General features: G+C 40.8%; 20 protein-coding genes and 1 pseudogene. 9 read left to right on the plus strand and 12 right to left on the minus strand.

Annotated features, from left to right (window positions below):
• Positions 1 to 77: 77 nt before the first annotated feature.
• Positions 78 to 317, minus strand: coding sequence for a hypothetical protein (locus tag V7K85_RS36715; protein WP_442940632.1), 240 nt, complete (start codon positions 315 to 317; stop codon positions 78 to 80).
• Positions 318 to 404: 87 nt separating this feature from the next.
• Here V7K85_RS36715 and V7K85_RS29930 point away from each other — a divergent pair, with 87 nt between their 5' ends.
• Complete coding sequence (locus tag V7K85_RS29930; RefSeq protein WP_334819324.1) at positions 405 to 2,954, plus strand: penicillin acylase family protein; 2,550 nt, start codon at positions 405 to 407, stop codon at positions 2,952 to 2,954.
• Positions 2,954 to 3,061 (plus strand): annotated as a pseudogene (locus V7K85_RS29935) (hypothetical protein); the annotation flags it as partial. The gene V7K85_RS29930 and the pseudogene V7K85_RS29935, both read left to right, overlap by 1 nt.
• A 111-nt stretch (positions 3,062 to 3,172) precedes the next feature.
• Here the strand turns inward: V7K85_RS29935 and V7K85_RS29940 are convergent.
• The 3 genes from V7K85_RS29940 to V7K85_RS29950 form a co-directional block, all read right to left on the minus strand.
• Complete coding sequence (locus V7K85_RS29940; RefSeq protein ID WP_334819326.1) at positions 3,173 to 4,870, minus strand: flavin monoamine oxidase family protein; 1,698 nt, start codon at positions 4,868 to 4,870, stop codon at positions 3,173 to 3,175.
• Positions 4,871 to 5,123: 253 nt separating this feature from the next.
• Positions 5,124 to 5,261, minus strand: a complete 138-nt coding sequence (locus tag V7K85_RS29945) for a hypothetical protein (protein ID WP_334819328.1) — start codon at positions 5,259 to 5,261, stop codon at positions 5,124 to 5,126.
• A gap of 96 nt (positions 5,262 to 5,357) precedes the next feature.
• Positions 5,358 to 5,933 carry a TIGR04376 family protein gene (locus tag V7K85_RS29950; protein WP_334819330.1) on the minus strand — a complete coding sequence of 192 codons (576 nt, stop codon included), beginning with the start codon at positions 5,931 to 5,933 and terminating at the stop codon, positions 5,358 to 5,360.
• Between the two features lie 940 nt (positions 5,934 to 6,873).
• On the opposite strand from V7K85_RS29950, the gene V7K85_RS29955 reads away from it, so the two are divergent.
• Entirely contained in the window at positions 6,874 to 7,200 is a 327-nt protein-coding gene (locus V7K85_RS29955) for an STAS domain-containing protein (protein ID WP_334819332.1), read from the plus strand.
• A gap of 43 nt (positions 7,201 to 7,243) precedes the next feature.
• Here V7K85_RS29955 and V7K85_RS29960 read toward each other — a convergent pair whose 3' ends face one another.
• Positions 7,244 to 8,434: a PP2C family protein-serine/threonine phosphatase gene (locus V7K85_RS29960; protein ID WP_334819334.1), complete on the minus strand. Its 1,191-nt coding sequence runs from the start codon at positions 8,432 to 8,434 to the stop codon at positions 7,244 to 7,246.
• Between the two features lie 149 nt (positions 8,435 to 8,583).
• Here V7K85_RS29960 and V7K85_RS29965 point away from each other — a divergent pair, with 149 nt between their 5' ends.
• Positions 8,584 to 9,000 (plus strand): ATP-binding protein, encoded by a 417-nt coding sequence (locus tag V7K85_RS29965; protein WP_334819335.1) that lies wholly within the window; start codon positions 8,584 to 8,586, stop codon positions 8,998 to 9,000.
• A gap of 162 nt (positions 9,001 to 9,162) precedes the next feature.
• On the opposite strand, the gene V7K85_RS29970 is transcribed toward V7K85_RS29965, so the two are convergent.
• From V7K85_RS29970 to V7K85_RS29985, 4 genes are all read right to left on the minus strand, one after another.
• On the minus strand, positions 9,163 to 13,935 hold the full coding sequence (locus V7K85_RS29970; protein ID WP_334819337.1) for a response regulator: 4,773 nt from the start codon (positions 13,933 to 13,935) through the stop codon (positions 9,163 to 9,165).
• A 402-nt stretch (positions 13,936 to 14,337) separates the two neighbouring features.
• Positions 14,338 to 14,880 carry a hypothetical protein gene (locus V7K85_RS29975; protein ID WP_334819339.1) on the minus strand — a complete coding sequence of 181 codons (543 nt, stop codon included), beginning with the start codon at positions 14,878 to 14,880 and terminating at the stop codon, positions 14,338 to 14,340.
• Between the two features lie 91 nt (positions 14,881 to 14,971).
• Positions 14,972 to 15,190, minus strand: a complete 219-nt coding sequence (locus V7K85_RS29980) for a reverse transcriptase N-terminal domain-containing protein (protein ID WP_334819341.1) — start codon at positions 15,188 to 15,190, stop codon at positions 14,972 to 14,974.
• Positions 15,191 to 15,696: 506 nt separating this feature from the next.
• Positions 15,697 to 16,635, minus strand: a complete 939-nt coding sequence (locus V7K85_RS29985; RefSeq protein ID WP_334819343.1) for a hypothetical protein — start codon at positions 16,633 to 16,635, stop codon at positions 15,697 to 15,699.
• Between the two features lie 1,284 nt (positions 16,636 to 17,919).
• Here V7K85_RS29985 and V7K85_RS29990 point away from each other — a divergent pair.
• From V7K85_RS29990 to V7K85_RS30005, 4 genes are all read left to right on the plus strand, one after another.
• Complete coding sequence (locus V7K85_RS29990; RefSeq protein ID WP_334819345.1) at positions 17,920 to 18,498, plus strand: hemerythrin HHE cation-binding protein; 579 nt, start codon at positions 17,920 to 17,922, stop codon at positions 18,496 to 18,498.
• A gap of 173 nt (positions 18,499 to 18,671) precedes the next feature.
• Positions 18,672 to 20,477, plus strand: coding sequence for an FAD-dependent oxidoreductase (locus V7K85_RS29995; RefSeq protein ID WP_334819347.1), 1,806 nt, complete (start codon positions 18,672 to 18,674; stop codon positions 20,475 to 20,477).
• 107 nt (positions 20,478 to 20,584) lie between these two features.
• Positions 20,585 to 20,812 carry a heterocyst-inhibiting protein PatX gene (gene patX, locus V7K85_RS30000; RefSeq protein WP_334819349.1) on the plus strand — a complete coding sequence of 76 codons (228 nt, stop codon included), beginning with the start codon at positions 20,585 to 20,587 and terminating at the stop codon, positions 20,810 to 20,812.
• Between the two features lie 59 nt (positions 20,813 to 20,871).
• Positions 20,872 to 21,084, plus strand: coding sequence for a hypothetical protein (locus tag V7K85_RS30005; RefSeq protein ID WP_334819351.1), 213 nt, complete (start codon positions 20,872 to 20,874; stop codon positions 21,082 to 21,084).
• Positions 21,085 to 21,190: 106 nt separating this feature from the next.
• Here V7K85_RS30005 and V7K85_RS30010 read toward each other — a convergent pair whose 3' ends face one another.
• Positions 21,191 to 21,313 carry a hypothetical protein gene (locus tag V7K85_RS30010; protein ID WP_334819353.1) on the minus strand — a complete coding sequence of 41 codons (123 nt, stop codon included), beginning with the start codon at positions 21,311 to 21,313 and terminating at the stop codon, positions 21,191 to 21,193.
• 99 nt (positions 21,314 to 21,412) lie between these two features.
• On the minus strand, positions 21,413 to 22,471 hold the full coding sequence (locus tag V7K85_RS30015) for a class I SAM-dependent methyltransferase (RefSeq protein WP_334819355.1): 1,059 nt from the start codon (positions 22,469 to 22,471) through the stop codon (positions 21,413 to 21,415).
• A 292-nt stretch (positions 22,472 to 22,763) separates the two neighbouring features.
• Between V7K85_RS30015 and V7K85_RS30020 the strand changes: the two genes are divergently transcribed.
• A complete protein-coding gene (locus V7K85_RS30020; RefSeq protein WP_196524783.1) occupies positions 22,764 to 22,964 on the plus strand; it encodes a hypothetical protein in 201 nt (66 codons plus the stop codon).
• A 120-nt stretch (positions 22,965 to 23,084) separates the two neighbouring features.
• On the opposite strand, the gene glnA is transcribed toward V7K85_RS30020, so the two are convergent.
• Positions 23,085 to 24,509 (minus strand): type I glutamate--ammonia ligase, encoded by a 1,425-nt coding sequence (gene glnA, locus V7K85_RS30025; protein WP_334819358.1) that lies wholly within the window; start codon positions 24,507 to 24,509, stop codon positions 23,085 to 23,087.
• Between the last annotated feature and the right edge of the window lie 318 nt (positions 24,510 to 24,827).

Below are 24,827 nucleotides of genomic sequence, written 5' to 3' on the forward strand. Positions count from 1 at the left end.
AGCGAGTTAAGTGAAGCAATGATTTATGGCTCATTGATTCGTCTTATGGTCAGGCGAATGGCATCTTAAGCTTTTGTTTACGAATCAGCTCTTAATCCCACCAGATTTAGTTCTAAAAAGGTGAAGTGTTCAGCCCATTTCTGGGTGCGTGGGTTGAAGAGAAAACTAAAAGCCCCTGTTTTTGGATCAAACAATCCTAAGTCAGTACCTTTATGACGATTACATCGCCAGCAGGTGAGCGCTAAATTATCAGCATCAGTCCCACCACAGTGATTTTCGGCATGTTGCGCTTTCCTGAAGTGTGTCCTTTTCCCTATTGTAAAGGTGGTAGAACAAGCATCAAATCAATATTGCTCATTATACTGTAATATCAACCTTGTAACATCGCGTGATTTCACTAAACAATGCCACGGCAAGCCCAAATAAAAAGCTTCAGGAAACGTTGGTTTCCTCAGATTCTCAAAATAACTTTGATTGTGCTGTTAGTGCTAGGGCTATTATTAGTGGGATTTGCGACTTACACTGTGCGCCAATCCTTTCCTCAAGAGAGTGGCACAATTCAACTACCTGAACTGAAAGCTGAAGTAACTGTCCAGCGAGATAAATGGGGAATTCCCCACATTTATGCTGCCAACTCCCACGATTTATTTATGGCGCAAGGTTATATCCACGCCCAAGACCGCTTTTGGCAAATGGACTTTTGGCGACACATTGGTTCTGGGCGACTCTCAGAAATGTTTGGTTCTTCTCAGGTGGACACTGACAGATATCTGCGGACAATGGGTTGGGCAAGGGTGGCACAGCAAGAAATTGCGGATATAAATGCAGAGATGAAAGCATACCTGGAAGCTTATGCAAATGGTGTCAATGCCTATCTGGCAGAGCATCAAAACAACGCCCTAAGTTTAGAATACGCTGTGCTAAAATTCCTCAATCCTGGGTATAAGCCAGAACCTTGGCAAATGCTGCATTCCCTGACTTGGGGGAAGGTAATGGCTTACGACTTGGGCAGAAATTTCCAGAGCGAAATTGAACGTGCCATTTTGCTCAAAACCCTTACCCTGAGTCAATTAGAGGAGCTTTTTCCACCATATCCTCAAGACCTGCCAGTGATTTTGCCTGAATTTCAGCAAGGAGAGGAAGCAGGGGGGGGCAAGAATGCTAAACTACTCTACTCTCCAGATGTCTTGCCTGCTTTAGAGTCAATTACTAAGCCGATGATGGCTTTGGAACACATAATAGGGCCTACGGGGATAGGCATTGGTTCAAATAACTGGGTGATATCCGGTGAACGCACGGCTACAGGTAAGCCAATTTTGGCGAATGACCCGCATTTAGGTGTGCAAATACCTTCTATCTGGTATGAGGTTGGTTTGCACTGCACACCCAAGAGTACAGAATGTCCCTACAACGTTACTGGCTTTTCCTTTGCGGGAATGATTGGGGTAATTATCGGTCATAGCGATCGCATTGCCTGGGGTGTCACCAATGTAGAATCTGATGTGATGGATTTATACATTGAGAAAATCAACCCAAAGAACTCTAACCAATATGAGATAAATGGCAAATGGGTTGATATGCAACTTGTGAAAGAGACGATTCAAGTAGCCGGAAGTCAGCCGATTGTACAAACAGTGCGCTATACCCGACATGGGCCGATTCTGTCTGATGTTTCGCCTAATTTGAAGGAGTTCAAGCCAAGTCAGTCCTTAGAATTACCCCAAAACTACGCCGTAGCCCTGCGCTGGACAGCCCTAGCACCTTCCAAACTAGGGTATGCCATTCCCCAGATCAATCGCGCCCAAAACTGGCAGGAATTCCGTGCTGCTGCCAGTAACTATGATGTCCCGGCTCAAAACTTGGTCTACGCTGACCTTGATGGCAATATTGGCTACCAAATGCCTGGCAAATTCCCCATCAGAGCTAAGGGAAATGGGCGTTATCCTGTTCCTGGTTGGACGGATGAATATGAGTGGCAAGGCTATATTGACTTTGAGCAGTTACCCAAAAGTTTCAATCCATCTCAAGGTTATATTGCTACTGCCAATAATTTAGCTATGCGTAAATATCCTTACTTAATTACCGCAGATTGGGTTTATGGCTATCGGGCAAAGCGCATCGTTGAGATGATTTCACAACAAACTCAGCCAATTTCCCTGAAGGATGTGCAGCAGATACAAGGTGACGATCGCAATCTGAATGCCCAAACACTAGTGCCACTACTGCAATCTATCACTGTTGATACCCCCCGTTTGCAAGCAGCCCAAAAACTGCTGCGAGATTGGAATTTGCAGTTGGGAATGACATCACCTGCTGCTGTTTTGTTTGAAGTATTCTGGAAACACTTGTTAGCAGATACGTTTCACGATCAGTTGCCTGAAAAATACTTTCCTGATGGAGGCGATCGCTGGTATGCTGTGGTAGCAAATCTGGTAAAACAGCCTAATAGTTCTTGGTGGGACAACCGCAACACCCCAAAAGTTGAGAACTGCGACCAAATCCTGCGGCAGTCTTTTACAGAAGCCGTGGATGAACTAGAACGTATTCAAAGTAAAGACCCAAAAAACTGGAATTGGGGCAAACTACATACTGTTACTTTTCGTAATGCAACTTTGGGTAAATCTGGGGTTGCACCTATTGAAGCTTTATTTAATCGTGGTGCATTTGCGACGGCTGGTAACGGCGAAACAGTGAATGCTAATCGCTGGAGAGCAAACAAGTCCTTTGAAGTGACTGATATTCCTTCACTGCGGATGATTATAGATTTGGGAAATTTGGATAATTCAGTAGCGATTCATACTCCTGGACAATCAGGTCATGCTTTCCATAGGCACTACAACGATATGGTTGACTCCTGGCGCAAAATTGAATATCACCAGATGCTTTGGGAAGAGAAGACTGTTGCAAATAACACTGCTGCAACACTGGAGTTAGTTCCAAAATTGCGAGAGTAGATGCTGTGGGATTAATTACCGACGATCGCTTTTCTGGCAGTACTTATGGTATGGTGGTTGGCCACGTTGCACCAGAAGCAGCAGTTAGGGGTGCGATCGCTCTTATACTATAGGACTCCTGTCTGATTTCTAAACAAGATTTCAAATGAAACCTTGATAAAACAGGCTTTTCGGTCTCAGTATGTTTTCAAAAATAAAATCGGAGTCCTATATATTGATTAGTGAGGACTAAGTACTTTACTTTCAGTGTAGTCGTCAGAAAAACGTTCGTTCCTTGGAATCCTGGGATGATAGGAATTTAGTTGATTGGTATTAATTGGTTTTTTGTGTTGAACAGGCATATTTCGCCAACCTAAATCTTTGAGGATTCTCACAGCTGCAACTTCACCTGTTCTACAACCCCCTTCCATATATCCTTGGTAGGAGGGAGAGCAGTGTTCACCAGCAAAAAATAAATTACCTACACGTTCTTGTTCAGCTCCACTTATCCCTGTCCATTGTCCGACTAAATAGCAACTATAGGAGGCTCTTGTGTATTGCTCTCCAGTCCAATAGGCGCGAATGGCTTCACCTTGACGCAGGTTTTTGATTCCGGGGAAAATCTGATTTAATTGTGGTAAAAGTATTTCGGCTTGAGATTCTGCTGAACCTTTGCCTAAAGATAAACCATGTTCACCACCAGTAAAGTCAGTAATCAGACCTTTGGGACCTTTTTGGTAGCAACTGGGTTCCCAAGTGTTTTGAAAGCCTGTATCGGTAAATGTTGCTGCTGTTGAGTTATATTTAGTGCGCCACAATTTTTGTTGATAGGCTGTAATTAATTTGGCATTTGTACCATATCCTAGTTGTGCGATTGCTTTCTTTTTAAATGCTGGTAAATTCACATCCAGCTTCACTAAACGCAAGGTGCTAAAAGGCAATGTCAGCAAGATTCTTTCATAAGTGCGATCAAAAGTTTTATAACCAGACCGTAAACTAACTCGATAGCGACCATCGGGACGGATACAAATAGCTTCCAATTCTGTTTCAGTTTGTATAGCATAAGCTAAGGAATTTGCTAGCAAACGGGGTACTTGGTCGTTACCACCACAAATGGTATAACGTTCATCGCTTTCGCCGTAGAGTGAGAATATATCAGTGTTAGTACCAATCAAAAACACTAGATTCAAACAGGATTGTTCTGCTGCTTCTCGACCATATTCGGTAGTATAAGATATCTTCAGCATTTGTTGCAGAATGGGATTAGTTTGTGCTTGCTCTAAATACTCTGCAATGGAGGTATTATCTAAAGCAAAAGCTGCCTGATTGTCAGAGCGATAAGTTATATCTCCATCCCCAATAGCAACTAAATCCTTCTCAAATTTATCTGCTAAAGGAATAAAGTAATTAATAATTTCTAGTTCGGGGATTTTACGTCCTTGAAAGTACCATGTTTCTGGCACTAATCCCTTATCAGTAGCGAGTAAATCGACTATTGTTAAACCAAGTTCTTGAGCAAGCGATCGCAATTTCGTATGATCTGTATCAATAAATTCTCCACCTAGTTCCACAGTCACGCCAGTACCGGCTGCGTTAGCTAAACTACGCATCCGACCACCAACGCGATTCCTCGCCTCAATGATGTCTACGGGAACCCCAGCTTGACGTAAGCGATAGGCAGCAGTTAACCCAGCAATTCCTGCACCCACTACCAGCACCTTGGGAATCGTGGCAAAAGCCGTAGAATCACGTCCATTATGCCAAGTAGCTGTAGCTAATGCGCTTGCTAATCCCAAACCCCCATACAGTAAGCGGCGACGAGTGGTTTTTTGTTTTAAAATATCAACTATTTCATCTGTAGGAATGCCAGTTTTGATCGATGCCCTCGCAATTTTATAAGCGCGTTGCAAAGATGCCATTAGTGCAGACTTAGCCATTAAGTATACCTCTATTGTAGCTAACTTTAAAATAATATTAATAATTGCAGGTTTAAATAACTTTTTTGATGAAGTAATTAAATTAAAATATGAAAAATAATCAAATTTATCTTAGAATTTTTGGTTTATAAAAGTAAGTGGTTGTGAATAATTTAAGGTTTGTAGTAAGCGGCTACAGCCCTGACCACGAAACAATTTAATTAACTTTAAATTGCGTTATGTAGTTTGATTTATTCTTGCCCACTTACTGATATTAGGTCAAACACTTTCCTTTATTTTTGACCGTGACTTTGCCAAAAAATGCGATCGCCTGTATAGGTCTATCTTCAAAACTCATCTTCTTAGCAAACCAACTGTGGTAATAGCAAGCAAGGTCAAAGACATTAGACATCTCCAGAAATTAATGATGCGTCACCTGAAACCCTTGTAGAGACGTTACAATGTAACGTCTCTATATTCATTGGATAAATCTGATTCTTTCGTTGGTTTATTTCCTCAGATTCCGCTTCATTTGTTCTAACTCATCTTGGGTTTCCCAGCTACGGAACTTCTCTTCTAAGTCATCAAACCCACTAGAATAACTGCTAGTTTGATTCGACCAGCCACTGGTTTCAAAACGCTGCTGAGTTTGCGCTTTAGCACGGACAGTCTGTGCTTCAGCGGCTTTAGCTTGCACCTCCTGTCGCCGCTGCTGAATTTTTCGCAGTAGTTCCTGAGATTGGTTAATGCGTTCTTTCAGCCCTTGCATCTGTCCCCAGCGCTGATTTCCTTCTCGCAACAAGGCTGCTTCTCGCTCACCCGCAGCAGTCGCTAAATCCTCTCTACCAGCGTTTTTGGCTTTTTGAACACGGATATGCCAACGCTGAATTTCTTGAGCGGTGGACAGAATTTCTTCTTGCGATCGCTTCTCTTGTAATTGTAAATCTGCGATCAGCTTTAATGTATCTTCCTCTTGCTCACGCAGCTGTTCTAGCAGCGCCTCTAACTCCAAATGTGGATTGTTACGCAAGAATTCTTCTAAACGGTTTTCTAAAAACCGACTCAAATCATCAAATAAGCCCACTGCTAGAACTCCAGAGATCGGGTGCGTGACTATTTTATTGTAGTAATGATCATCGTGGGTGGAATTTATATTTTAATAGTTCTCGTTATTAGGACTTATACACTGTACAAATTAGCCATAATATGTATAACGGTATTTGTCCGTTTTGGGTGCTTCGCATGACCCTTATTTATTCGCTTATTTGCAATCGCTAGATGCTAAACATAGCTGAAACACTTAAATTGCGTGTAGTACCTATGTACGATGCGTAAGTGCTAGTTATAATAATTTTTACCTTCAGATTGTTACACTCATCTGTATCGTGCCCGTTTTGTCAGAGCAGATAACTGTAACAGCGTTGAGAGTCTCGACTGCTGGCAATTTGCGTGCCTGCCATGCGGTAAACAGGCGTTGCTTGGGTAAGGGTGACTCACTTTTGCATCCCGTGAAAAGTCAGGTGAACTTCTGGGTGTCAGTTAGATTTCAAAGTTGGGAAGAATGTATTTGGTGAAACTACGCTTTTCAACACTGATTTATCAGATGAGGCTTTAATCTGCATGGGTTTTGATTTTCAACCGCCACCTAAAAGCTTGTCCATACTAGTTTCTGTAGGAGGAGTCGTTACCTCTGTAATTGAGGAAAAAGTTACAGCTATCGGTTGTTATGAATCAGAGTTAAACAAAGCATTTATGCAGCTCGATGCAATACTTTTTCTGTCTCGTTTCTGGGCGCGATAATTAGGTCAAAAAGATAGTTATTTTGAAACTTTTGAAATTTCCCGACAATGGGTTGATGCTAGCTTCCTTACTGCTATAGCAAATAATAGTAATCACAAAACAATAAAACAAAGCTAATTGCATACGTAACACAAAATTATTGCGATATCTATTGCCGTTTGCCTTAGTCCAATGCCAAAATATAAATATATCGTTTTTAAACCAAATAATAGGACAACAAAAACATGATCTCGAATGTAAAAGTACTAAATTTATCTGGCATTTTAGATGGAATTAGAGGTAATGAACTACGTCACGAAGTTAGCAACCTTATGGACAATGGAGCCGATATTTTGTTGCTTGATCTTAAAGAAGTAAAGTTTATTGATAGCTCTGGTTTAGGTGCTTTAGTATCAGTGATGCAAATGGTACGAAATGCTAATAATAAACTTTATCTCTGTTCAATCAGCGCTCAAGTCAGGATGTTGTTTGAACTAACTAAAATGGATAGAATTTTTAAAACCTTTGCTGACCAAGATGAATTCAATCGCCAAGTATTGGCAACACAGTAAGCTGCTAGACAATACAAAAGTTGAATATGCATATTTGACTATCTTAACCAAAGTTAACTTTTACTAAAGATAAGTCATCATTAAGATGATATTGAGCATTTAAGGTGAGAATCTCTGCTAATAGTTGATTTAGGTTACACGGATTTTGGCGGCTATATTCGGTTAGTAAGTCAATGAAAGCATCAATACCCCAAATTTGACCATCTGGCTGATTAATTTCATAAGCACCATCACTAAAAATGTATAAAGTGCTGTTTTCTTCGATTTCAAAAATAGCATCCTCAAATTGAACTTCAGGTGAAAAGCCAATTGGTAAATCTAAAGAAGTTAGCTGTTTAACTTGAATACTGTTCGTAGAGGTATTAGATAACAATAAAGCTGGGGGATGTCCGGCGTTGGCATAAATGAGTTTACGTTTAAGGCGGTGATAAACTCCATACCAGATTGTGAAGTATTTATCACCGTGCTTCCTCATTTGGAAGGTGTGATTTAGGCCTTTCAGGACTTCACTTGGTTGACAAAAGTTAGTGTTTGGTAGAGATTGCGATCGCAAAACATTCAACACGGATACAGATAGGAGGGCTGAACCTACCCCATGACCTGATACATCTAACAAATAAATTGCCAAATTATCATCGTCAATCCAATGATGATCGAAGCAATCACCCCCTAGCTGTGCTGAGGGAATAAACAGATTTTCTGTAGTTACTGCTCCTACAAGCGGTGAGGGTAAAAGCGATCGCACATAATCAGCGGCCTCAGCTAATTCTGCTTCCAAAATTTGCTTTTGGGTTTGTAAATCTTGATTTAGTATCTCCAAAACTTGCTTTTGACTTTGTAAATCCTGATTTAGCTGGTGTAATCTTAGTCCTGCTCTTACCCGTGCTTTCAATTCATTCATCTCTATTGGTTTAGAGATAAACTCATCTGCTCCAGCGTCAAGTCCCCTAACTCTATCTTCCTCCTCTCCTCGAGCTGCTCCCCTAGCCGTCAATAGAATAAAAAAAGTAGTTGCCAACTCTGGATCTGTTCTAATTCGACGACACACTTCTAGCCCATCTACGTGGGACATCATCCAGTCACAGATAATCAGAGCAGGACGTAACAGTTGTGCTTGTGTAATTCCTTCTTCGCCATTGCTAGCTACAGTAGTCTCATAACCCTGCTTTTGGAGTGTACTTTTCAGTACTGCTCGCACTATAGGGTCATCATCAATAACCAGAATTTTAAACATAAATTACATTTGTCTAGGTAAAACGCTCAATAAATAGTTGCTTTAATTTAAGTTATATGAAATTTAGTTTTTAATGTATAGTAAAAATACTCAACTTAAAAAAATAGTTACCGAATATGATGATTTAAAAATATTTGATTAGTTAAGAAGTGAATAATAAAATTTATTTAAAAGTCAAGACAGACCTGACAGCTTCACCTCAAGTTTTATCTTGGTTTGAGCAAATGAATCAACCACCTTTTCTCGATAAAAAAATCTGGTGGCAATGTCAAACACTGATGATGGAAGGCTTTACTAACATTGTTGAACATGCCCACAAAAATTTACCTATTGAAACTCTTATTGAAATGGAAGCTGTGCGCTTAGATGAATACATAGAAATTCGCATCTGGTCTCAAGGCGAACCCTTTGACTTAGAGGAGCAATTACGGCAAACATCTGAATTTGAGGAGAATGATCAAGAGCGCGGGCGTGGCTTAAAAATCATGTCCGCCATTGCCGACAAGTTGAGTTATGAGCGGGCAGTAGATAATCGTTACTATTTATTTATTAGTAAATATTATTAAATATGGTTATGATAGACGCTACTGTAAACAAGAAAATAGGGAGATAAGGAGACAAGGTAGGTAGGGGATAAATAACACTAACTTCTAACTTTTAACTCATAACTCCTAACTCCTAACTTTTAACTCATAACTCCTAACTCCTAACTTTTAACTCATAAGTTTTCACTTCTGACTCCTGATTAAAAACTCTTGAATGCGTTTAACAAACTCTTCTAACTCTGAGATGAAGTTAGTAGTACCTCGACGCTCTTGGTTGTATGCTAGTTGTTCTAGTTTTTCTGCTGCCAGATGCATGGTTGTAATTCCCATATTGGCACTAGCACCTTTAATTTGATGGGCTTCTCGCGCTACTTGCTCAAAGTCATGAGCAGCGATCGCTATTTTAATCACTTCTAGACGAGGTTGAATATCCTCAACAAATATTTGCAGTAGTTCCAATTCAAATTCTGGGTTATTTTCCGAGAGTTGGTGCAAACGTTCCCAATCAATTGGGAGGTCAACTGAATCTACATCTGTTGTAGGAACTGTCTGCTCTGTGGCAGCTATTTCTTTTGCCTTGAATATCACACTTCCCCAACGCTCTAGCGCCGCAGCCAATTTTTCTTTTATTACTGGTTTGCTCAAATAGTCATCCATTCCGGCATCTAAACACATTTGTTGGTCTTCTTTCATGGCATTAGCTGTCATTGCAATTACCACAGGACGACGACCACTGGCAAAGCTGCTTTCTTGCCAACGATAAATTTCTTTTGTGGTTTCTAAACCGTCAAGAACTGGCATTTGGCAATCCATCAGAATTAAATCATAGGGAATTTTTTCCAAAAACTGCAAAACTTCTTTCCCATTACCAGCGACATCAGCACTGTAGCCCAGGCTTTGGAGTTGTTTCAAGGCAACTTTCTGATTCACCAGATTATCTTCAGCTAAGAGAATTCTAAGTTTAAGAGAGCCGAAAGCCGGCTGCCGGGAGCCAGGAGAATGATGGTTGCTGTTGTTTTCGGAATTTTTTAGTTTTAACTCCTGACTTTTGAATTCTGACTTCTGAATTTGGACTTCTGAATTCTGACTTTTGACCCCAGTTTCTTGTTTTTCCAGCTGCGGTTCTAAAATAGTCATAATGGTATCGAGGAGTCGGGACGGCTTAACAGGTTTGACCAAATAAGCGGCAAATCCTATTTTTAGCGCTCGTTGGATTTCATCCCGTTGATTAGTAGAGGTAAGCATAATCAAAGGTAGCCCAGCGATCGCTGAATTTGCCTTAATTTGCTCTCCCAAGGTCATGCCATCTATTTCTGGCATCTGCATATCAACCACAGCAATGTCATAGAGATTTTTTTGCTTGGCTGCTTCCTGAATAGCTTGGAGGCCAGTAGCAGCCGAAGCAGCCTGATCCACCAGCATCCCCCAACGGGTAGCTTGGTGGTGGATGATTTTGCGATTAGTAGCATTATCATCCACTACTAACAAGCGCCGATTAGTCAGAAGTTCGCGTTCGCCCTTGGCGTTGGCGTTCGCGTAGCCTCTGGTAGAGAAGCCATCGCCTTCTGAGGAAATAGAGTGAAGTTGCTTGGCGAGAGTTATTTCAAACCAAAACTTAGATCCTTTCCCCAACCGACTTTCTACGCCAATTTCTCCTTCCATCAAGCTCACCAGTTGCTTACAGATGGCTAATCCTAAACCTGTGCCGCCATACTTGCGGGTGGTGGAAGCATCTACTTGAGTAAATGGCGTAAAGAGTTTGCATTGGTCTTCAGGGGTAATGCCAAGACCAGTATCTGTGATCGCAAAATAAATGGTAGCTGTAGTAGAGGAAAGCGAACGCAATTCGGCTCGTAATATTACCTCTCCATTACTGGTGAACTTGATCGCATTGCTGATCAGGTTCATGAGAATTTGCCGCAGGCGGCCAGCATCGCCTTGGAGGTGGGTGGGGACGTTGGGATAGATTAACGCTGCAATTTCTAATCTCTTATGATGGGCTAGGGGAGCCAATAATTCTAACACCTCTTCTACACAGGTAGATAAGTTAAAATCTAAAGTTTCTAGTGCCATTTCTCCAGCCTCAAGTTTGGACAGATCCAAAATTTCGTTGATCAGGCTTAAGAGAGCGTCTCCACTAATGCGAATTGTTTCAATAAAATCCTGTTGCTCCGAGTTGAGGGGAGTTTCTAACATTAAGCCTGTCATCCCTAACACAGCATTCATCGGAGTCCGAATTTCATGGCTCATATTGGCCAAAAAGGCACTTTTGGTTTGAGAAGCTAATTCAGCTTGGTGACGGGCAATTTCTAGTTCTCGTCGCTGTTGAGTTTCTGCGTTTAACATTTGGGCTTGGGCTAAGGCAATACCTACTTGGTCAGCTATTTGCCGTAAAAGATGAGTTTCAAAGCTAGACCATTGGCGGGAATTGCCACACTCATGCACAATCAGTAAACCGCAGAGTTCTTCTTTGACAAGAATGGGTATGACTAAATTGGACTTGACTCCAAATTGTTGCAGTAATTCTATGTGGCTTTTTTGGACTTCGACTATATCCAATTCAGCAAGCTCGATATTCCGTTTTTGACGATACTGCTGTAGATAGTACTGCTGTGTATATTCGGCTTGAAAGTAAGCATCAGTGAGCTTTTTCTCTTTAATTGCCAGCCAGCCAGAAACTACTGCCTCAACCACGGTGGTTCCAGATCCATCTGCCAAAGGTTGATAAATCAAAACTCGATCGCTATGGATAATTTTTTGTACCTCTGTAACAGTGATTTGGAGAATTTCTTTGATTTGCAAAGACTGACGAATCTTGAGGGTGATTTCAGTAAATAGTTGCGATCGCAAGTTTTGGCGTTGAAGTTCTTCTTCTGCCTGCTTGCGCTCAATAAACTGCCCTACTTGCTCACCAATAGAATGCATTACTGTTGCCAAATCCAGGTCAGGTTGCTGGATCTCATGGCTAAAGCAGGTAATAACACCGATGATTTTTTTACCACTACGGATCGGAAAACCGAAAGCTCCGTGCAGTTCTACTTCGGCAGTGATTTGAGAGCGCATGAAATTTTGCTCTTTAACGACATCAGCGATCCAAACAGGTTCAGCACTAGCCCAGACACGACCAGGTAGCCCAATTCCTGGTGCAAAGGTGATCTGCCGACTTAGGATTTCAAATTCTTGCATCTTTGAGGATATTTTATACCATAAATTTAGCAAAGACAGTAGATTTGCTCGCTGATCTACCACCCAAAATTCACTTAAATCCCATGCCAAACTTTCGCAGATTCCTTGCAGGATTTGAGGTATGGCTTCGTTGATTGTAGTTGACTCTGCTAAGACACGGGTTGTAGAATATTCTGCTTTGAGATGCTGTTCAGTTCGTTTGCGTAAGCGCAGCTCCTCGAAGACATCGCTGATGTCGATACCTGTGGCAACAATGTATTCAACTTGGCCCTCATGGTCTTGCAAGGTAGTGTTAGCCCAGGCAATCAGCCGCCGACTGCCATCCTTAGTTACCCAATAGTTTTCATATTCTTTGGGCCCTTCACCAGCTCGTAACTGTTCAAAAACTGCTTTTACTTGCTCTACCTGTTCAGGAGGTAAAAACAGGTTCCAGAAATGCCTTCCTCTCACTTCATCAAATGAGTAACCAGTTGTTTGTTCACAAGCTTGATTGAAGCGAACAATTTTCCCTTGTGTGTCAATAACTATTACCAAAGCGCTGGCTGTATCAAGGACTGCTGAGATAAAATTGCGTTCTTGGTTCAGTGTTTCCTCTGTTAATTTACGCTCTCTTACCTCACGATAAATGAAGTAGTAGAGTATAGCCAGAATGATAAAATTTAGACAAATAGCGATCGCAAGTGTCAAAAGCGTCTTGTTAGCACTGGCTTTTGCAGCTTGTGATTGCTGTTGGAGCAACCTTTTATCCTGATTTTCTATCTCATGTACGACCTTGCGGATATTATCCATGAGATATTTTCCCTGATTTGTCTGAATTAACTGCAACGCTGCGTCGAATCCCTGATTTTGACGCAGGTATATAGTCTGCTTGAGTATGGCAAGTTTTGCAGCTATCAGAGATTCAAGGGTTGCAAACTGCTTTTGTTGGCTAGGTTGATCTACGATTAAATCCTTCAGTTCTGCAATTTTTTGATCGATGTTTCCAATTACTGCTTGATAAGGTTCCAGATAACTTTCTTGTCCAGTGAGGATATAACCGCGTTGTCCAGTCTCAGCATCCTTCATATCGGACAGTATTTCTTCCAGTTTATTGATTTTCTCTTGGGTTTTTTGCACTTGATTTTTTGTATCAATCAATATACGTGTATTTTGAAAAGAAATCACGCCAATCAAAACTAAAATTGCTGATGCTAACCCAAATCCTCCGGCTACTCTTTTAAAAAATTGTTTGCGTCCCTTCTGTGCCTGTTTGCGTGTGTCACTCGCCAACACCAAACCTGCTAAGTTGCGCCGCATTTCTAGTTGCTTGATTACCTGGCGACCTATAATTCGCAATGCTTCAATTTTTTCTGGAGAGAGGTCTCTTGGTACATGGTCAATTACACAAAGTGTTCCTAGTGCATATCCTTCAGGGTTAATCAGCGGTACACCAGCATAAAACTGAACATTCGGGTCGGAGGTGACTAGCGGGTTTGTAGCAAACCTTTCGTCTTCTGTTGCATCAGGCACAACACAAACTTCAGGTTGCATAATAGCATGGGCGCAGAATGCTACATCTCGCGGTGTTTCTAAGGCATCCAAACCAACTTTTGACTTGAACCACTGGCGATCGCTATCAACTAAACTGATTAAGGCAATGGGAGTTCCACAAATATATGAGGCTAAACGGGTGAGGTCGTCAAAGGCAGCTTCCGAAGGAGTATCGAGGATCTTATACTCCAAAAGAGATTCGATTCGCTGTGTTTCGTTGTCAGGTAATGGTGCTTTCATTCTTAAGCCTTATACCATTTTGGATTTGGGATTTTAGATAATGGAATTGGGAATCGCCTTGGTGCGTCTGGTTTGAGATAACGTCTAAAACTATCTGCCATTGGTCGATACTATAGTTGTAGATGAAAAACTTGCTGCCAAAGAGTTTCTGGCTGCTAGCTGATCTATTCGGCTTAAGATTATGATGCCCACAATAGATGCTTATTAAGACATGCCAAAGGAAAACGACTAAAAATTCTTTTGCTTGACCAAGGCAACTTTTCCTGCGGGAGTTAGAACTTTCTGGTTGTCTATATCAGCAGTTTTCTTCCGTTGGTTTTCCAAGGTAACCACTTCTAAAAATCTAGGCAAACCTGGGTAAACCTAATTTAACTCTACGGTGTAAGTTTAAAACGTTCTTTCTTAGTGCAAAATCGCTTCCTCTTTGTTGAGGTTGTCCAAAAAACTCCAGTTAGAAACAGTAAAATAATCGTGTCTGCGATTGATTTTACTGGAACGTTTAATTTGTTTATTCAATTGACTCCAAAAGCTCCATACGTGCTTATCTTCATTCACTGAAGAATAGGCGGTTATGGAGCTAGGCGGTTTTTCAGACAATCTCATACCACGACGCGCAATCACCAACGCTGCGGCACAATCGCTTGATAGTGCATACATTCTCATGTATTTTACCAATCCAATCAAGCTGGAGTAGGCTGGATTAACAGTCTTAAGTTCAATACCACGATTAGATAAGATTGATTCAAATAATTGATAAAATCGGCTGTATGCCCAGCTTGGTAGCATTCGGGCATATCCTCTGGACTCTTCCCCCAATCGCTCTTTTTTGTCTTTAAAATCCAACTCTTCGCAAACAATAGGACACTGATATAAATATGCTAGCTGTGTAAGTTCTAAACACGCTTTGATGATTTGAGCATCTTGCTTACCAGACGACAATCCCATCAGTAGGAGAATTCTGCCTTTGGCTTTTAAATTACCTTCACTATCAACATAAGCCCATACCCAGAATTTATTTCTCTAATTCTAGGTAAATCTATATATTTTGGCAACAGTCAGTAACCCTTCTTACCGACAGCAGCAGGTTGGAGTAGCTGCGTAACATCAACTTCATGAGACTAAGAACGTCATTCCATTGACGGTTCCCAATTGCGCGATAAATCCTCTGTCTCAAGTTTATAATCCGCTTTTTGACGAGCTTCCAATTAATGTCTGCCCAATCTTTTAGCGGTTCCTTCGTTCCGATAGCAGTCATTAATCTCCTGCCTACTTCGTTGAGGAAGGGGTATTACGGCCAGGGGAAGCACATCTAAATTACTCTTGACAAAAACCTTATTTAATGTGATTACAAAATAATCAGATTTATCGCTTGATTTATTTTCTAGGGGTGAAAGTGATGTCTACAATGGTCACTGACTTGTACTGAGCGCAGTCGTTGGCGCAGCCTCTCGCAGAGAAGTAGCTTATCGTACCACTTCCCTACGGGACGCTCCGCGAACGTAGAAGCAAGCTACGCGCAGCGTCTCGTAGAGAAGTGGGGGCTACGCCAACGCCTAAAATCTTCTCAATAAATAAAGATTAATGCGATTAGTTTTGAATTTATTGAGATTAAGGTCTTGTTATTGACAAGATGTCCTTACCCTGGTAAATAAGTGGATCAAATTAAATATAAAACCTCACCCTGCCTCCCTACTTACTACGGCGAGTTTGATAAAATCAGCAGTTATGAGTTTAAAATTCCTAACTCTTCACTCCTAACTCCTAACTCTCTTTCTTTCCCTCAAGTAATTTAGTTGCTTCTCCACTCAAACCATATAGCTCAACGAATCTTTTAAACAGCAACGCAGTCTCGTGATTTGAAGTCCTATTTAAGTTGAATAAACGCTCTATATTTTTCTCAGCTAAAGCTCTTAAATACGGCAAATCTTCAAAAAGCGTCAAACAAGAAGCGAAATGCAATATTATTTGTAATAATGGCTTTGGCCACTCTAGATCACTATAAATATCTATAAATAGCTGATGTTCTGAGTCATTTAAGGGAAAAGCATAAAATATAACAAATATTCTTTTCTGATTGTAAACTGGAATACTCAGTTCAATAGTGTAGGGAGTATGTAATATTAAATCCACCTCTACAGTCGGTTGTCGCCACATCCTCAGAGGATTAACTGGCGAATCTAATATTGTTTTAAATTTGATTATACCACCGCTGTCTGTGGTCTGGAACTGGCTAATATTAATAATTTTAAGATTATTAAGGCTAAACCTATGAACTGTTTCTAAATGTTTTAAGTTCAATAAATGATAGATTTGGCAAATATAAGGAAACGGTAAAATATACTCCTGGCTAATCATGTGTAGCTTTTTTAATTGAAGCTTGTTAGCTTGAGTACGCTCAACATATTCTTGATATTGGCTGGGACCTAAATCATTGCTATTGAAGCTTTCCTCCGGCTTGAGATATAACCAACTCACAAAAAAGAAAAAGGTTGTAAATAGCTGAAATATTTCTATAGGAGATAGATAACCATCAGCAAATACAGCTATGCTTCTATCGGTTATTCCAAAAAGCCAAGATGGAATACCAAATAGCCAGATATTACTTTTGATTTTATCTATAAAAAGTGCTATTTCAACATTTGAGACATAGCTAGCTTGATTTACGCTTAATTTATTATTTCTAAAACAATTACTAGACATAATATTTTAATTTTGCTTAATAGTAGTAATTCATAGAGTTGAGATTTGCCTATAAGTTTAAACCAAAATATATAGTTACACCCTCTATCTTTAGTTGTATATACAAATTTGAATTCTTCATATCGACTTCAAATAAGTTCTCATGAGTCTGGCGAAAAAATACAAGTCCTTAGGACAGATAATCCTAGATACTATGCATGTCTAACCAAAATTAAATTCATTGTAAATATTGCTATAAAAGATTGCAAATTGTATTCTCTAATGCAGAAATTAAAAGTGAAAACTTTGCTAAAATATTTTCGATAACTGAGGTTAAAAACTTAAATTATCTCAATTTTTAAAAAGCGGTACATAGATATTTAAATAAAACTTATTTTTCATAATATGAGAGAAATATCTAAGTAGGGCGGTGTGATAAAATCAAGCTATGTAAATATAAATAAATAGGATTCTTATATCTACCGAGGCAAATGAGATACGGACGCTCGTATAAGGGTATTTCTAACTCGTTAGCAATGACAAAATCCTGTTAAACGTGAGAACTAGCGATGTAGCATATAAAGTTGATAAATCGAATCAAAAATGATAATTTGTTCTCCGTTAGCTCCTACCAGTTTCGCCTGAAAAGGTTTAATACTCAGTATCCGAAAAATAAAATAAATTATCTTATCTGATGCCAAACTATTTAGGGAGAATATCTCAAAAATCAATTTATAGCCCCTGAACACCAGATAAAAGTGAAAATTCAGAGTCCTAATTAGGAAACAATTTTAAGTTTTTTTCCTCTGGTGAGTATATGCAGGACAAGAACTTCACATTCTTAGTCTTGATTTTTTGCCACTTTCTTTAGCAAGCATTTCCATATTTTGATAGTGCTAAAGTAATAAAACTTTCTTCACAAAGCTACTGTCAGCGTTTTATGCCTATCCCAAGCTTATTAGTTCTAGGTAACTTTCCAATGAAGCAAATTTCTACAATTTTATTGAGTTTTTTGTTGATGACTTGTGGTAGCTTAAACGGCATTGTTGTGGAACCAGAGGCACTGCAAGGATGGCGATCGCCTCTGGTATTGTTTAGAATGAGCGCATTTTTTTCACTTTTCCCACTATCAGCTTGTAGGAGAATAGCTACTCGACTTCTGGAAGTTTATATATGTGTTAAATTCGCTATATGCCTGTTTGCGACTTTAAGTAGTAGATGATAATATATCTCAAGAAAGATGCGCCGAGTCGAACAATTGTGAGAGGTTAATCGTGTCCTAAATTATTTCAGGAAAGTCTAGAAATGGTTGTAGCTTTAGATGATACCAAGCGGAGCGCGATCGCTACAGAGCTAGCAGATTTGAAAGCTATACAAGAGTTGCTAATTGCTAATGAACAAAAAGTAATACCTGCTGTCAGCAACGATCAAGAAATTAGCAAGCGCATAAACGACTTTCTCAAAGATGACCAAGAAAATCTCACAGTGATCGAGCAAGTCATCGCAAAATTTGGTGGTGGTTCAGCCCAGCCTAGAGATACTATAGGGCAGTACGTCGAGCAAGTAAACCGTATAATAGATGGAAATGAGCTGACATTGTACCAAAAGGTTTCTATTCACGAAAGGATTAAGCACCAAGCCGTAATGACTGGTTTAATTATCCATAAGGCTGCACAGGTGGTTGGTGATGATGTCAAAGAAGCTATTGGGCCACTCAATCAAGTGAACTTTGAAAATCGTGCCCATCAAGAACAATTGAAAGGTGTGTTGGAAGTGTTGGGTACAAGAGAACTTACAGGTCAAGACCCAGATCAAGGTGTTTGGGCGCGGACTCAAGATGCTGTTGCAGCTTTGAGAGGTGTATTTGAGGGTTTGACAAAGTAAATACAACTGAAGACCGCCTCGACTTTTAGTTGGGTAAGTACTAATTGATAAAAATCCTAATAATCTCTTTTGATTTAAGGAATCCGATTGCGATCGCACTCAGTTTGAGATAAAAACTGAAATGCGATCGCTTTTTTTAGGAGAATATGTCGGAAACTCAGAGAGGTTAGGAAATGGTTCATCAGACATACACAGCTGATGTCCTAGTTGTCGGTGGAGGAACCGGAGGCACTGCGGCTGCAATCCAAGCGGCGCGACGGGGAGCCAAAACGATTTTGGTGAGTGAATTTCCTTGGTTGGGGGGGATGCTGACTTCGGCTGGAGTAACTGCACCCGATGGCAACGAATTAGAAGCTTTTCAAACGGGGTTATGGGGTGCGTTTTTGCAGGAATTGCGACAACGACAGCCCGGAGGATTAGATAATAGCTGGGTGAGCTTTTTTAGTTACAATCCTCGGATTGGGGTAGAGATTTTTGCAGATTGGGTGCAGGAATTGCCAAATCTGCACTGGATTTCTGGACAAGTGCCTTTAGAAGTATTTCGCCAGAATGATTCTATTACTGGTGTCCGCTTTGCTGATTTTGCTGTCACAGCCAAAATTATTCTCGACGCTACAGAATTAGGAGATTTATTGGCTTTAGCTGAGATACCTTACCGCTGGGGCTGGGAATTGCAATCTGAGTGGGGAGAACCCAGCGCCCCAGTGACTTTTAACTCTTTAACCAAGAGATATCCAGTGCAAGCGCCCACTTGGGTAGTGATTATGCAAGACTTTGGTGAAGCCGTCGCCCCAGAAATTCCGGCTGCCCCTAACGATAATCCATCCCAGTTTACAGGTGCTTGGGATCGCTATGGAGCAGAGACTTTTTTGAATTACGGACGCTTGCCTGGGGGTCTGTTTATGATTAATTGGCCAATCTGTGGGAATGACTACGGCGAAGGAGTAGGGCGATTGATAGAGTCAGATGCATCCAGAGGTGAATTCATTCAAGAATCTCGCTGGTACAGCCAAAATTTTGCCCGTTTTATCCAAAATCAGCTTGGTCGTCGTTATGGTTTAGCAAAAAAACTATTTCCTCACACTCCTACAGCTTTTGCACTGCATCCTTATTACCGGGAAAGCCGCCGCTTAGTGGGGCTAACTACTGTCCGAGAACAGGATATTTTGCCAGTTGCTGGAGGTAGAGTTGCATCTATATTTAATGATGCGAGTTTTTGCGTTGGCGGAGCCTCTCGTAGAGAAGCAATCGCTGTTGGTAACTACGCCAATGACCATCATTATCCTGGTGTTAAATTCTCACTGCAACCTAAATCTATCCGCTGGGGGGGACGTTGGACTGGGACTCCCTTTACAATTCCCTACAGTTCCCTAATTCCAGTTACAACAGATGGCTTCTTGGTTTGTGAAAAAAATATTTCTGTCTCCCACATTGCCAATGGGGCCACGAGATTACAACCTGTGGTTATGGGCATTGGTCAAGCAGCAGGGATGGCAGCGGCGATGTGTGTTGAGTTAAACTGCCAGCCGAGGGATTTATCTGTCAAGGCGCTGCAAACAGCTTTATTGGAAGATAATCGCTCAAAAGCAGCAATTATTCCTTTATTTAATCTTCCACCCAATCATTCGGATTGGCAGCACTGGCAATTGTATTACTTAAATAACCCACAAGCCTATCCAGCTAGTGGTGATTGCCCTTGCCGATCGGGAAATGAGTACCCTGACTCTGTTTTTGACAAGGCATTAATTCGGGAAAATAACTGTTTCAAAGGTATTTTCCACCGCTTGGATCAGCAGGAATACAGATTCATTGTAACAGCACCAGCCGCATATCAAGGCCAAAATTGGCAGCTTGTGACTTTGCGATCGCATATCGACGAGCAATTAGGCGTTTATCCCCACGAACAATTAGTCACATTGTGGGGTCGTCAAAATCACTCTGGTAATTGGTTATTAGTCGAACATATAAACGGAGGATAAAAAGAGTTTATTTTCAGTAAAACAGAATACTTTTTGATGAATTGTCCGGATATTCCTTAAAAAGCTAAGTATCAGTGAAGTGGAGAGTTCCAAAATAGACATCTGCTATGCGTGCTGCCATTTCACTTTTAATATCGAGTCTGGTGTTCGGCTCCTTAGCTTTTAACTGCCAAGCAATGGTCAATCACTTATCCTATGAACTGCCTTCCACGCCTGCTTCGGAAGAGTGGCTCTCGGCGGCATCTGAACAAAATTCAGATGATGTGCCACGTCATCGCGGTAGTGGGCGTAGAGAAGTGACGCAAAAATTCGGAAATATTTATGTTGTGGTTTAACTATCGTTGGCGAATGCCTCTTTTTCCAAAAAAACCAAAATACCAGAAAATCGGCTGTTGTGCTAACATCTTTTACACAGCTTTTCTGGCAGAAATATATACAGTTGACACACGAAACTCTTCAGCGATCGCTTAGTATTTCAACTGCAAGCTTTGTATATATAGTTGGCGTCAATCCTGACGATCAAAACGCAAATCAAATTAAGTGCCTTGATCAACAGCATTACCAACTCCTCAAAAGCTACACAACTGTTGCTCATATTCGGTGGTAAGCTCTGCGTCTTAATCCTCAACGGCTCTAGAAATAGATGTTACTTAGGCTGTCAGTTAATCTAAAGCACATCTAATTCAGACATTTTGCTTGTTGAGAAAACAGTCTTAAAGTAACTTAACTTTATCCCACAATAAGTTTTCTTCTCGTACATTGAGTAGCTGGTTATCTACATCAACAAGTAATTGATCTTCGCTCCGACGCTTGTTTAGCGTCCTTTGCCGAAGCATAAAATCCCTTCCTTGTTAGACATCACTCAGCCCCATGAAGTAGCTCGTTTGAGTTAAGGTTTAAATCCCTAACTCAAACCTTGATAACTATTCACTGATTTAAGCTGGCTTATGAGCAATAAAATACTTGCTCATAAAATGGACTTGGATTTCAATATTCTCAAAGCCTGCTTTCTCTAAACGTTCTACCAAATCATCAGTACTGTAATGCTTGTAGTAGGGTTCATGGAAAGCTTCAGGGAAAAAGTCCATCATATGCTCCAACTCAGGTGAATCATTTAACTGAATTGAGTCGCAAATAATAAAGACTCCCCCTGGTTTTGTTACCCGGAAACATTGCTCAATAATTGTTTGACGTGCAGTTGCTGGTAACTCATGGAAGAGAAAAACAGAAGTTACAGCATGAAAATAGTCATCTAGATAGGGTAACTCTTCGGCATTGGCTTGTAAAAGTTGCGGCAATTCTCCTGGAATTTGAGATAATAGCTCGTTTGCTTTACGCAAATAAGCTGGTGATAAATCCGTAGCAAACAAGGATGCTTGAGGCAAGGCTGCGCGAATCAACTTCAGAGTCCGCCCAGTTCCACAAGCTACATCCAAAATACGAACTTGTCTTGGTGAAACAGATTCAAAAACTTTCAGCCCTTGCTTGAGGGGAGCGAGAATCCGTCGCCGCATCGGATCAGCTGCCCCACCAAAAAGAATTTCCACCTGTAAGTCATATAAATTGGCTGACATATCGCTTAAGTAGCCATTACTTTGATGATGGAAATTCTGTACGTAGTAGCTGGGATAACCATCTGTGTCTATTTCTGGTGAAAAATCTTGGTAATTCCGTTGTTTAACCCGCTCCCAGATTTGAGGGAAATCTAGCCATACCAAAGGATAGTAGCGGAAAAAGTCTTCCCAAGGGTTGTCAAACAGCAAACTTTCGGGATACACACCTTTTTGGGCATCTTGCCAGTCTGTTTCTAGAACCTGATTCAATCTCTGTTGAAGTTTGAGTACAACCTCCTTCGGGATTGGTTTGGTTTTTTGTTTAAGCGTCGGATACACCAGGTTCTTCAACTGTGAACTTAATATTTTGTGAGCCAGACCAAAGTAATTTTTGCTTTGTTGAAAGGTCTGATAAGTCAGCTTAGTTAAAGTGTCACGCATAAAAATAGGTCGAGTTTCGATTAGTTATAGTTCTTTTTGTAAACAATTGTAACAAATAAGTTATCTACTGTTAGAAAGGTATATGCCCTGAGCTAAGACAAATCTCAAGCCAGATGATTTTAGTCGTCAAAGCTGTTTTGAAAAAGATTTTCTAGGCTTTTGGCAGAAAAATCCCGATATTTATGGTAATTTTTTAGAATTTTGTAGCTTATGTTACAGAATTTTTACTATATTAGTTTTTGAGAGAACCAAAAATTATATATTCACTACAAAAATAGGGAGGACTATGGTTATGTCTATTGCAGATAAATCTCGTGCGTTAATGGTGCGTGAACATCAGCAAGTCAAGAATCGCCAACAATCAATGCTGATGCGGGCGGCACAAGAACTTGGTCTACCTGAAGAAGCATCCTACTACTGGAACCCGATTCAAGGCAAGGTAGATGCTAACACTCGGATGATTTATGGGCCCAGCCATGCTTCCATGAGCTAAGTTTCAAGAGTTTTAAGATTTATTTTTGAGTGAATGTCTCAACGGACAACTCTAGAAAAAAAGCCACCCTAGAGTAGAGGGTGGCAAAACTTATTACTTTTAGTTAGATACGACTGTTAATTAAGCATCGTAGTAGAGGTAAAACTCGTAAGGATGAGGACGTAGCTGCAACTGCTTGACTTCGTTACTTAGCTTGTAGTCAATCCAATTTTCGATAAAATCTTCCGTGAAGACGCCTGATTCTGTTAAGAAGGCGTGATCTTTTTCCAGTGCTTGCAACGCCAATTCTAAAGAACCTGGAGTTGAAGGAACCTTTGCCAGTTCTTCGGGAGAGAGTTCATAGATATTCTTATCTAAGGGTTCACCAGGATGGATTTGGTTCTTGATGCCATCGATACCAGCACAAAGCATTGCAGCAAATGCCAAGTAGGGGTTAGAGGTGGCATCTGGACAACGGAATTCTAAACGCTTGGCTTTGGGGTTAGTGCCAGATAGAGGAATACGGATAGAAGCAGAACGGTTCCCTTCGGAGTAAGCTAAGTTCACTGGAGCTTCATAACCAGGTACTAGGCGCTTGTAAGAGTTGGTACTGGGGTTGGTAATTGCCAACAGCGCTGGTGCGTGTTTGAGAAGACCACCAATGTAGTACAACGCCATATCGCTCAAACCAGCATACTTATCACCTGCGAACAGAGGTTTGCCGTCTTTCCAAATGGACTGGTGGCAGTGCATTCCCGAACCGTTATCGCCAAAAATCGGTTTTGGCATGAAGGTGACGGTTTTGCCGTGTTTTTTGGCAACGTTCTTGATGACATATTTGTAAGTCATCAACCAGTCAGCCGCTTCGATCAACTTCCCAAACTTGAAACCTAGTTCGCACTGACCACCAGTAGCGACTTCGTGGTGATGCTTTTCAATGGGTACACCTAATTGTGCCATTGTCAACAGCATCTCTGTACGGATATCTTGAGAAGAATCCGTCGGTGAAACTGGGAAGTAACCTTCTTTGAAGCGTGGTTTGTAAGCCAAGTTGGGTTTTTCATCAGTACCGGCTTTACCGGAATTCCAAGCACCTTCTGCGGAGTCTAAGAAGTAGTAGCCTTCGTTAGCAGTTTGGGCAAACCTAGCACTGTCAAAGATGAAGAACTCAGCTTCCGGGCCAAAGAAGACTGTATCACCAAGACCAGTAGAAACCAGGTAGTCTACTGCTTTTTGCGCAATAACGCGTGGGCAACGGTTGTACCATTCACGCGTGCGGGGTTCTTTGATACTACAAATTATACTTAGCGTTGGGACTTCCATGAATGGGTCGATCCAAGCAGTGTTGGGGTCGAGTACCATTGTCATGTCCGATTCGTTGATCGCTTTCCAACCCCGGATGCTGGAACCGTCAAAAGGTACGCCATCAGTGAATGCAGTCTCATCAATTTGGTTTTGGTACAGTGTGAGGTGCTGCCAAGTCCCTACTGTATCGATGAATTTGAGATCAATCAGCTGAATTTTTTCATCTTGAATTCTCTTCAAGACTTCTTGTGGTGTTGTCATTGTTACTCCTTCTCTACCAATTTCCTAAAGTAAACCAAAATCTTCCAAAGCATTTTAACCCTGCTGATCTCAATCAAGCCGTGACACACCTGAAATAGTTTAAATACTAGACATTAGCGGATTTTGTAGTCTGTGTTACAGATATCTGGATTACAGGTTATATTAACCTTTCAGCGATCATCTGTACAAAACTGGAAAGTTCATCACATAGGGGTCAACTTTGGCATAAAATCCTTAAATAGTGGATAAATTGTTTTTGTGCCGAATCTATTTTTAATAGCACAAAAATTTACTGGTGCATAAGTGCAGCCAAATAAA

This window comes from Nostoc sp. (assembly GCF_036917615.1).
Classification (GTDB): domain Bacteria; phylum Cyanobacteriota; class Cyanobacteriia; order Cyanobacteriales; family Nostocaceae; genus Nostoc.

Bases quoted from the DNA above. Each gene is read 5' to 3' on its own strand.
- glnA (WP_334819358.1), bottom strand. From the start codon at position 24,509: ATGACAACACCACAAGAAGTCTTGAAGAGAATTCAAGATGAAAAAATT.
- V7K85_RS29990 (WP_334819345.1), top strand. From the start codon at position 17,920: ATGGTTGTAGCTTTAGATGATACCAAGCGGAGCGCGATCGCTACAGAG.
- V7K85_RS29930 (WP_334819324.1), top strand. From the start codon at position 405: ATGCCACGGCAAGCCCAAATAAAAAGCTTCAGGAAACGTTGGTTTCCT.
- V7K85_RS29995 (WP_334819347.1), top strand. From the start codon at position 18,672: ATGGTTCATCAGACATACACAGCTGATGTCCTAGTTGTCGGTGGAGGA.
- V7K85_RS29980 (WP_334819341.1), bottom strand. From the start codon at position 15,190: ATGACTGCTATCGGAACGAAGGAACCGCTAAAAGATTGGGCAGACATT.
- V7K85_RS30020 (WP_196524783.1), top strand. From the start codon at position 22,764: ATGTCTATTGCAGATAAATCTCGTGCGTTAATGGTGCGTGAACATCAG.
- V7K85_RS29955 (WP_334819332.1), top strand. From the start codon at position 6,874: ATGATCTCGAATGTAAAAGTACTAAATTTATCTGGCATTTTAGATGGA.
- V7K85_RS29960 (WP_334819334.1), bottom strand. From the start codon at position 8,434: ATGTTTAAAATTCTGGTTATTGATGATGACCCTATAGTGCGAGCAGTA.
- V7K85_RS29945 (WP_334819328.1), bottom strand. From the start codon at position 5,261: ATGTCTAATGTCTTTGACCTTGCTTGCTATTACCACAGTTGGTTTGCT.
- V7K85_RS29985 (WP_334819343.1), bottom strand. From the start codon at position 16,635: ATGTCTAGTAATTGTTTTAGAAATAATAAATTAAGCGTAAATCAAGCT.
- V7K85_RS30010 (WP_334819353.1), bottom strand. From the start codon at position 21,313: ATGCTTCGGCAAAGGACGCTAAACAAGCGTCGGAGCGAAGATCAATTA.
- V7K85_RS29970 (WP_334819337.1), bottom strand. From the start codon at position 13,935: ATGAAAGCACCATTACCTGACAACGAAACACAGCGAATCGAATCTCTT.
- V7K85_RS29940 (WP_334819326.1), bottom strand. From the start codon at position 4,870: ATGGCTAAGTCTGCACTAATGGCATCTTTGCAACGCGCTTATAAAATT.
- V7K85_RS30015 (WP_334819355.1), bottom strand. From the start codon at position 22,471: ATGCGTGACACTTTAACTAAGCTGACTTATCAGACCTTTCAACAAAGC.
- V7K85_RS29975 (WP_334819339.1), bottom strand. From the start codon at position 14,880: ATGGGATTGTCGTCTGGTAAGCAAGATGCTCAAATCATCAAAGCGTGT.
- patX (WP_334819349.1), top strand. From the start codon at position 20,585: ATGCGTGCTGCCATTTCACTTTTAATATCGAGTCTGGTGTTCGGCTCC.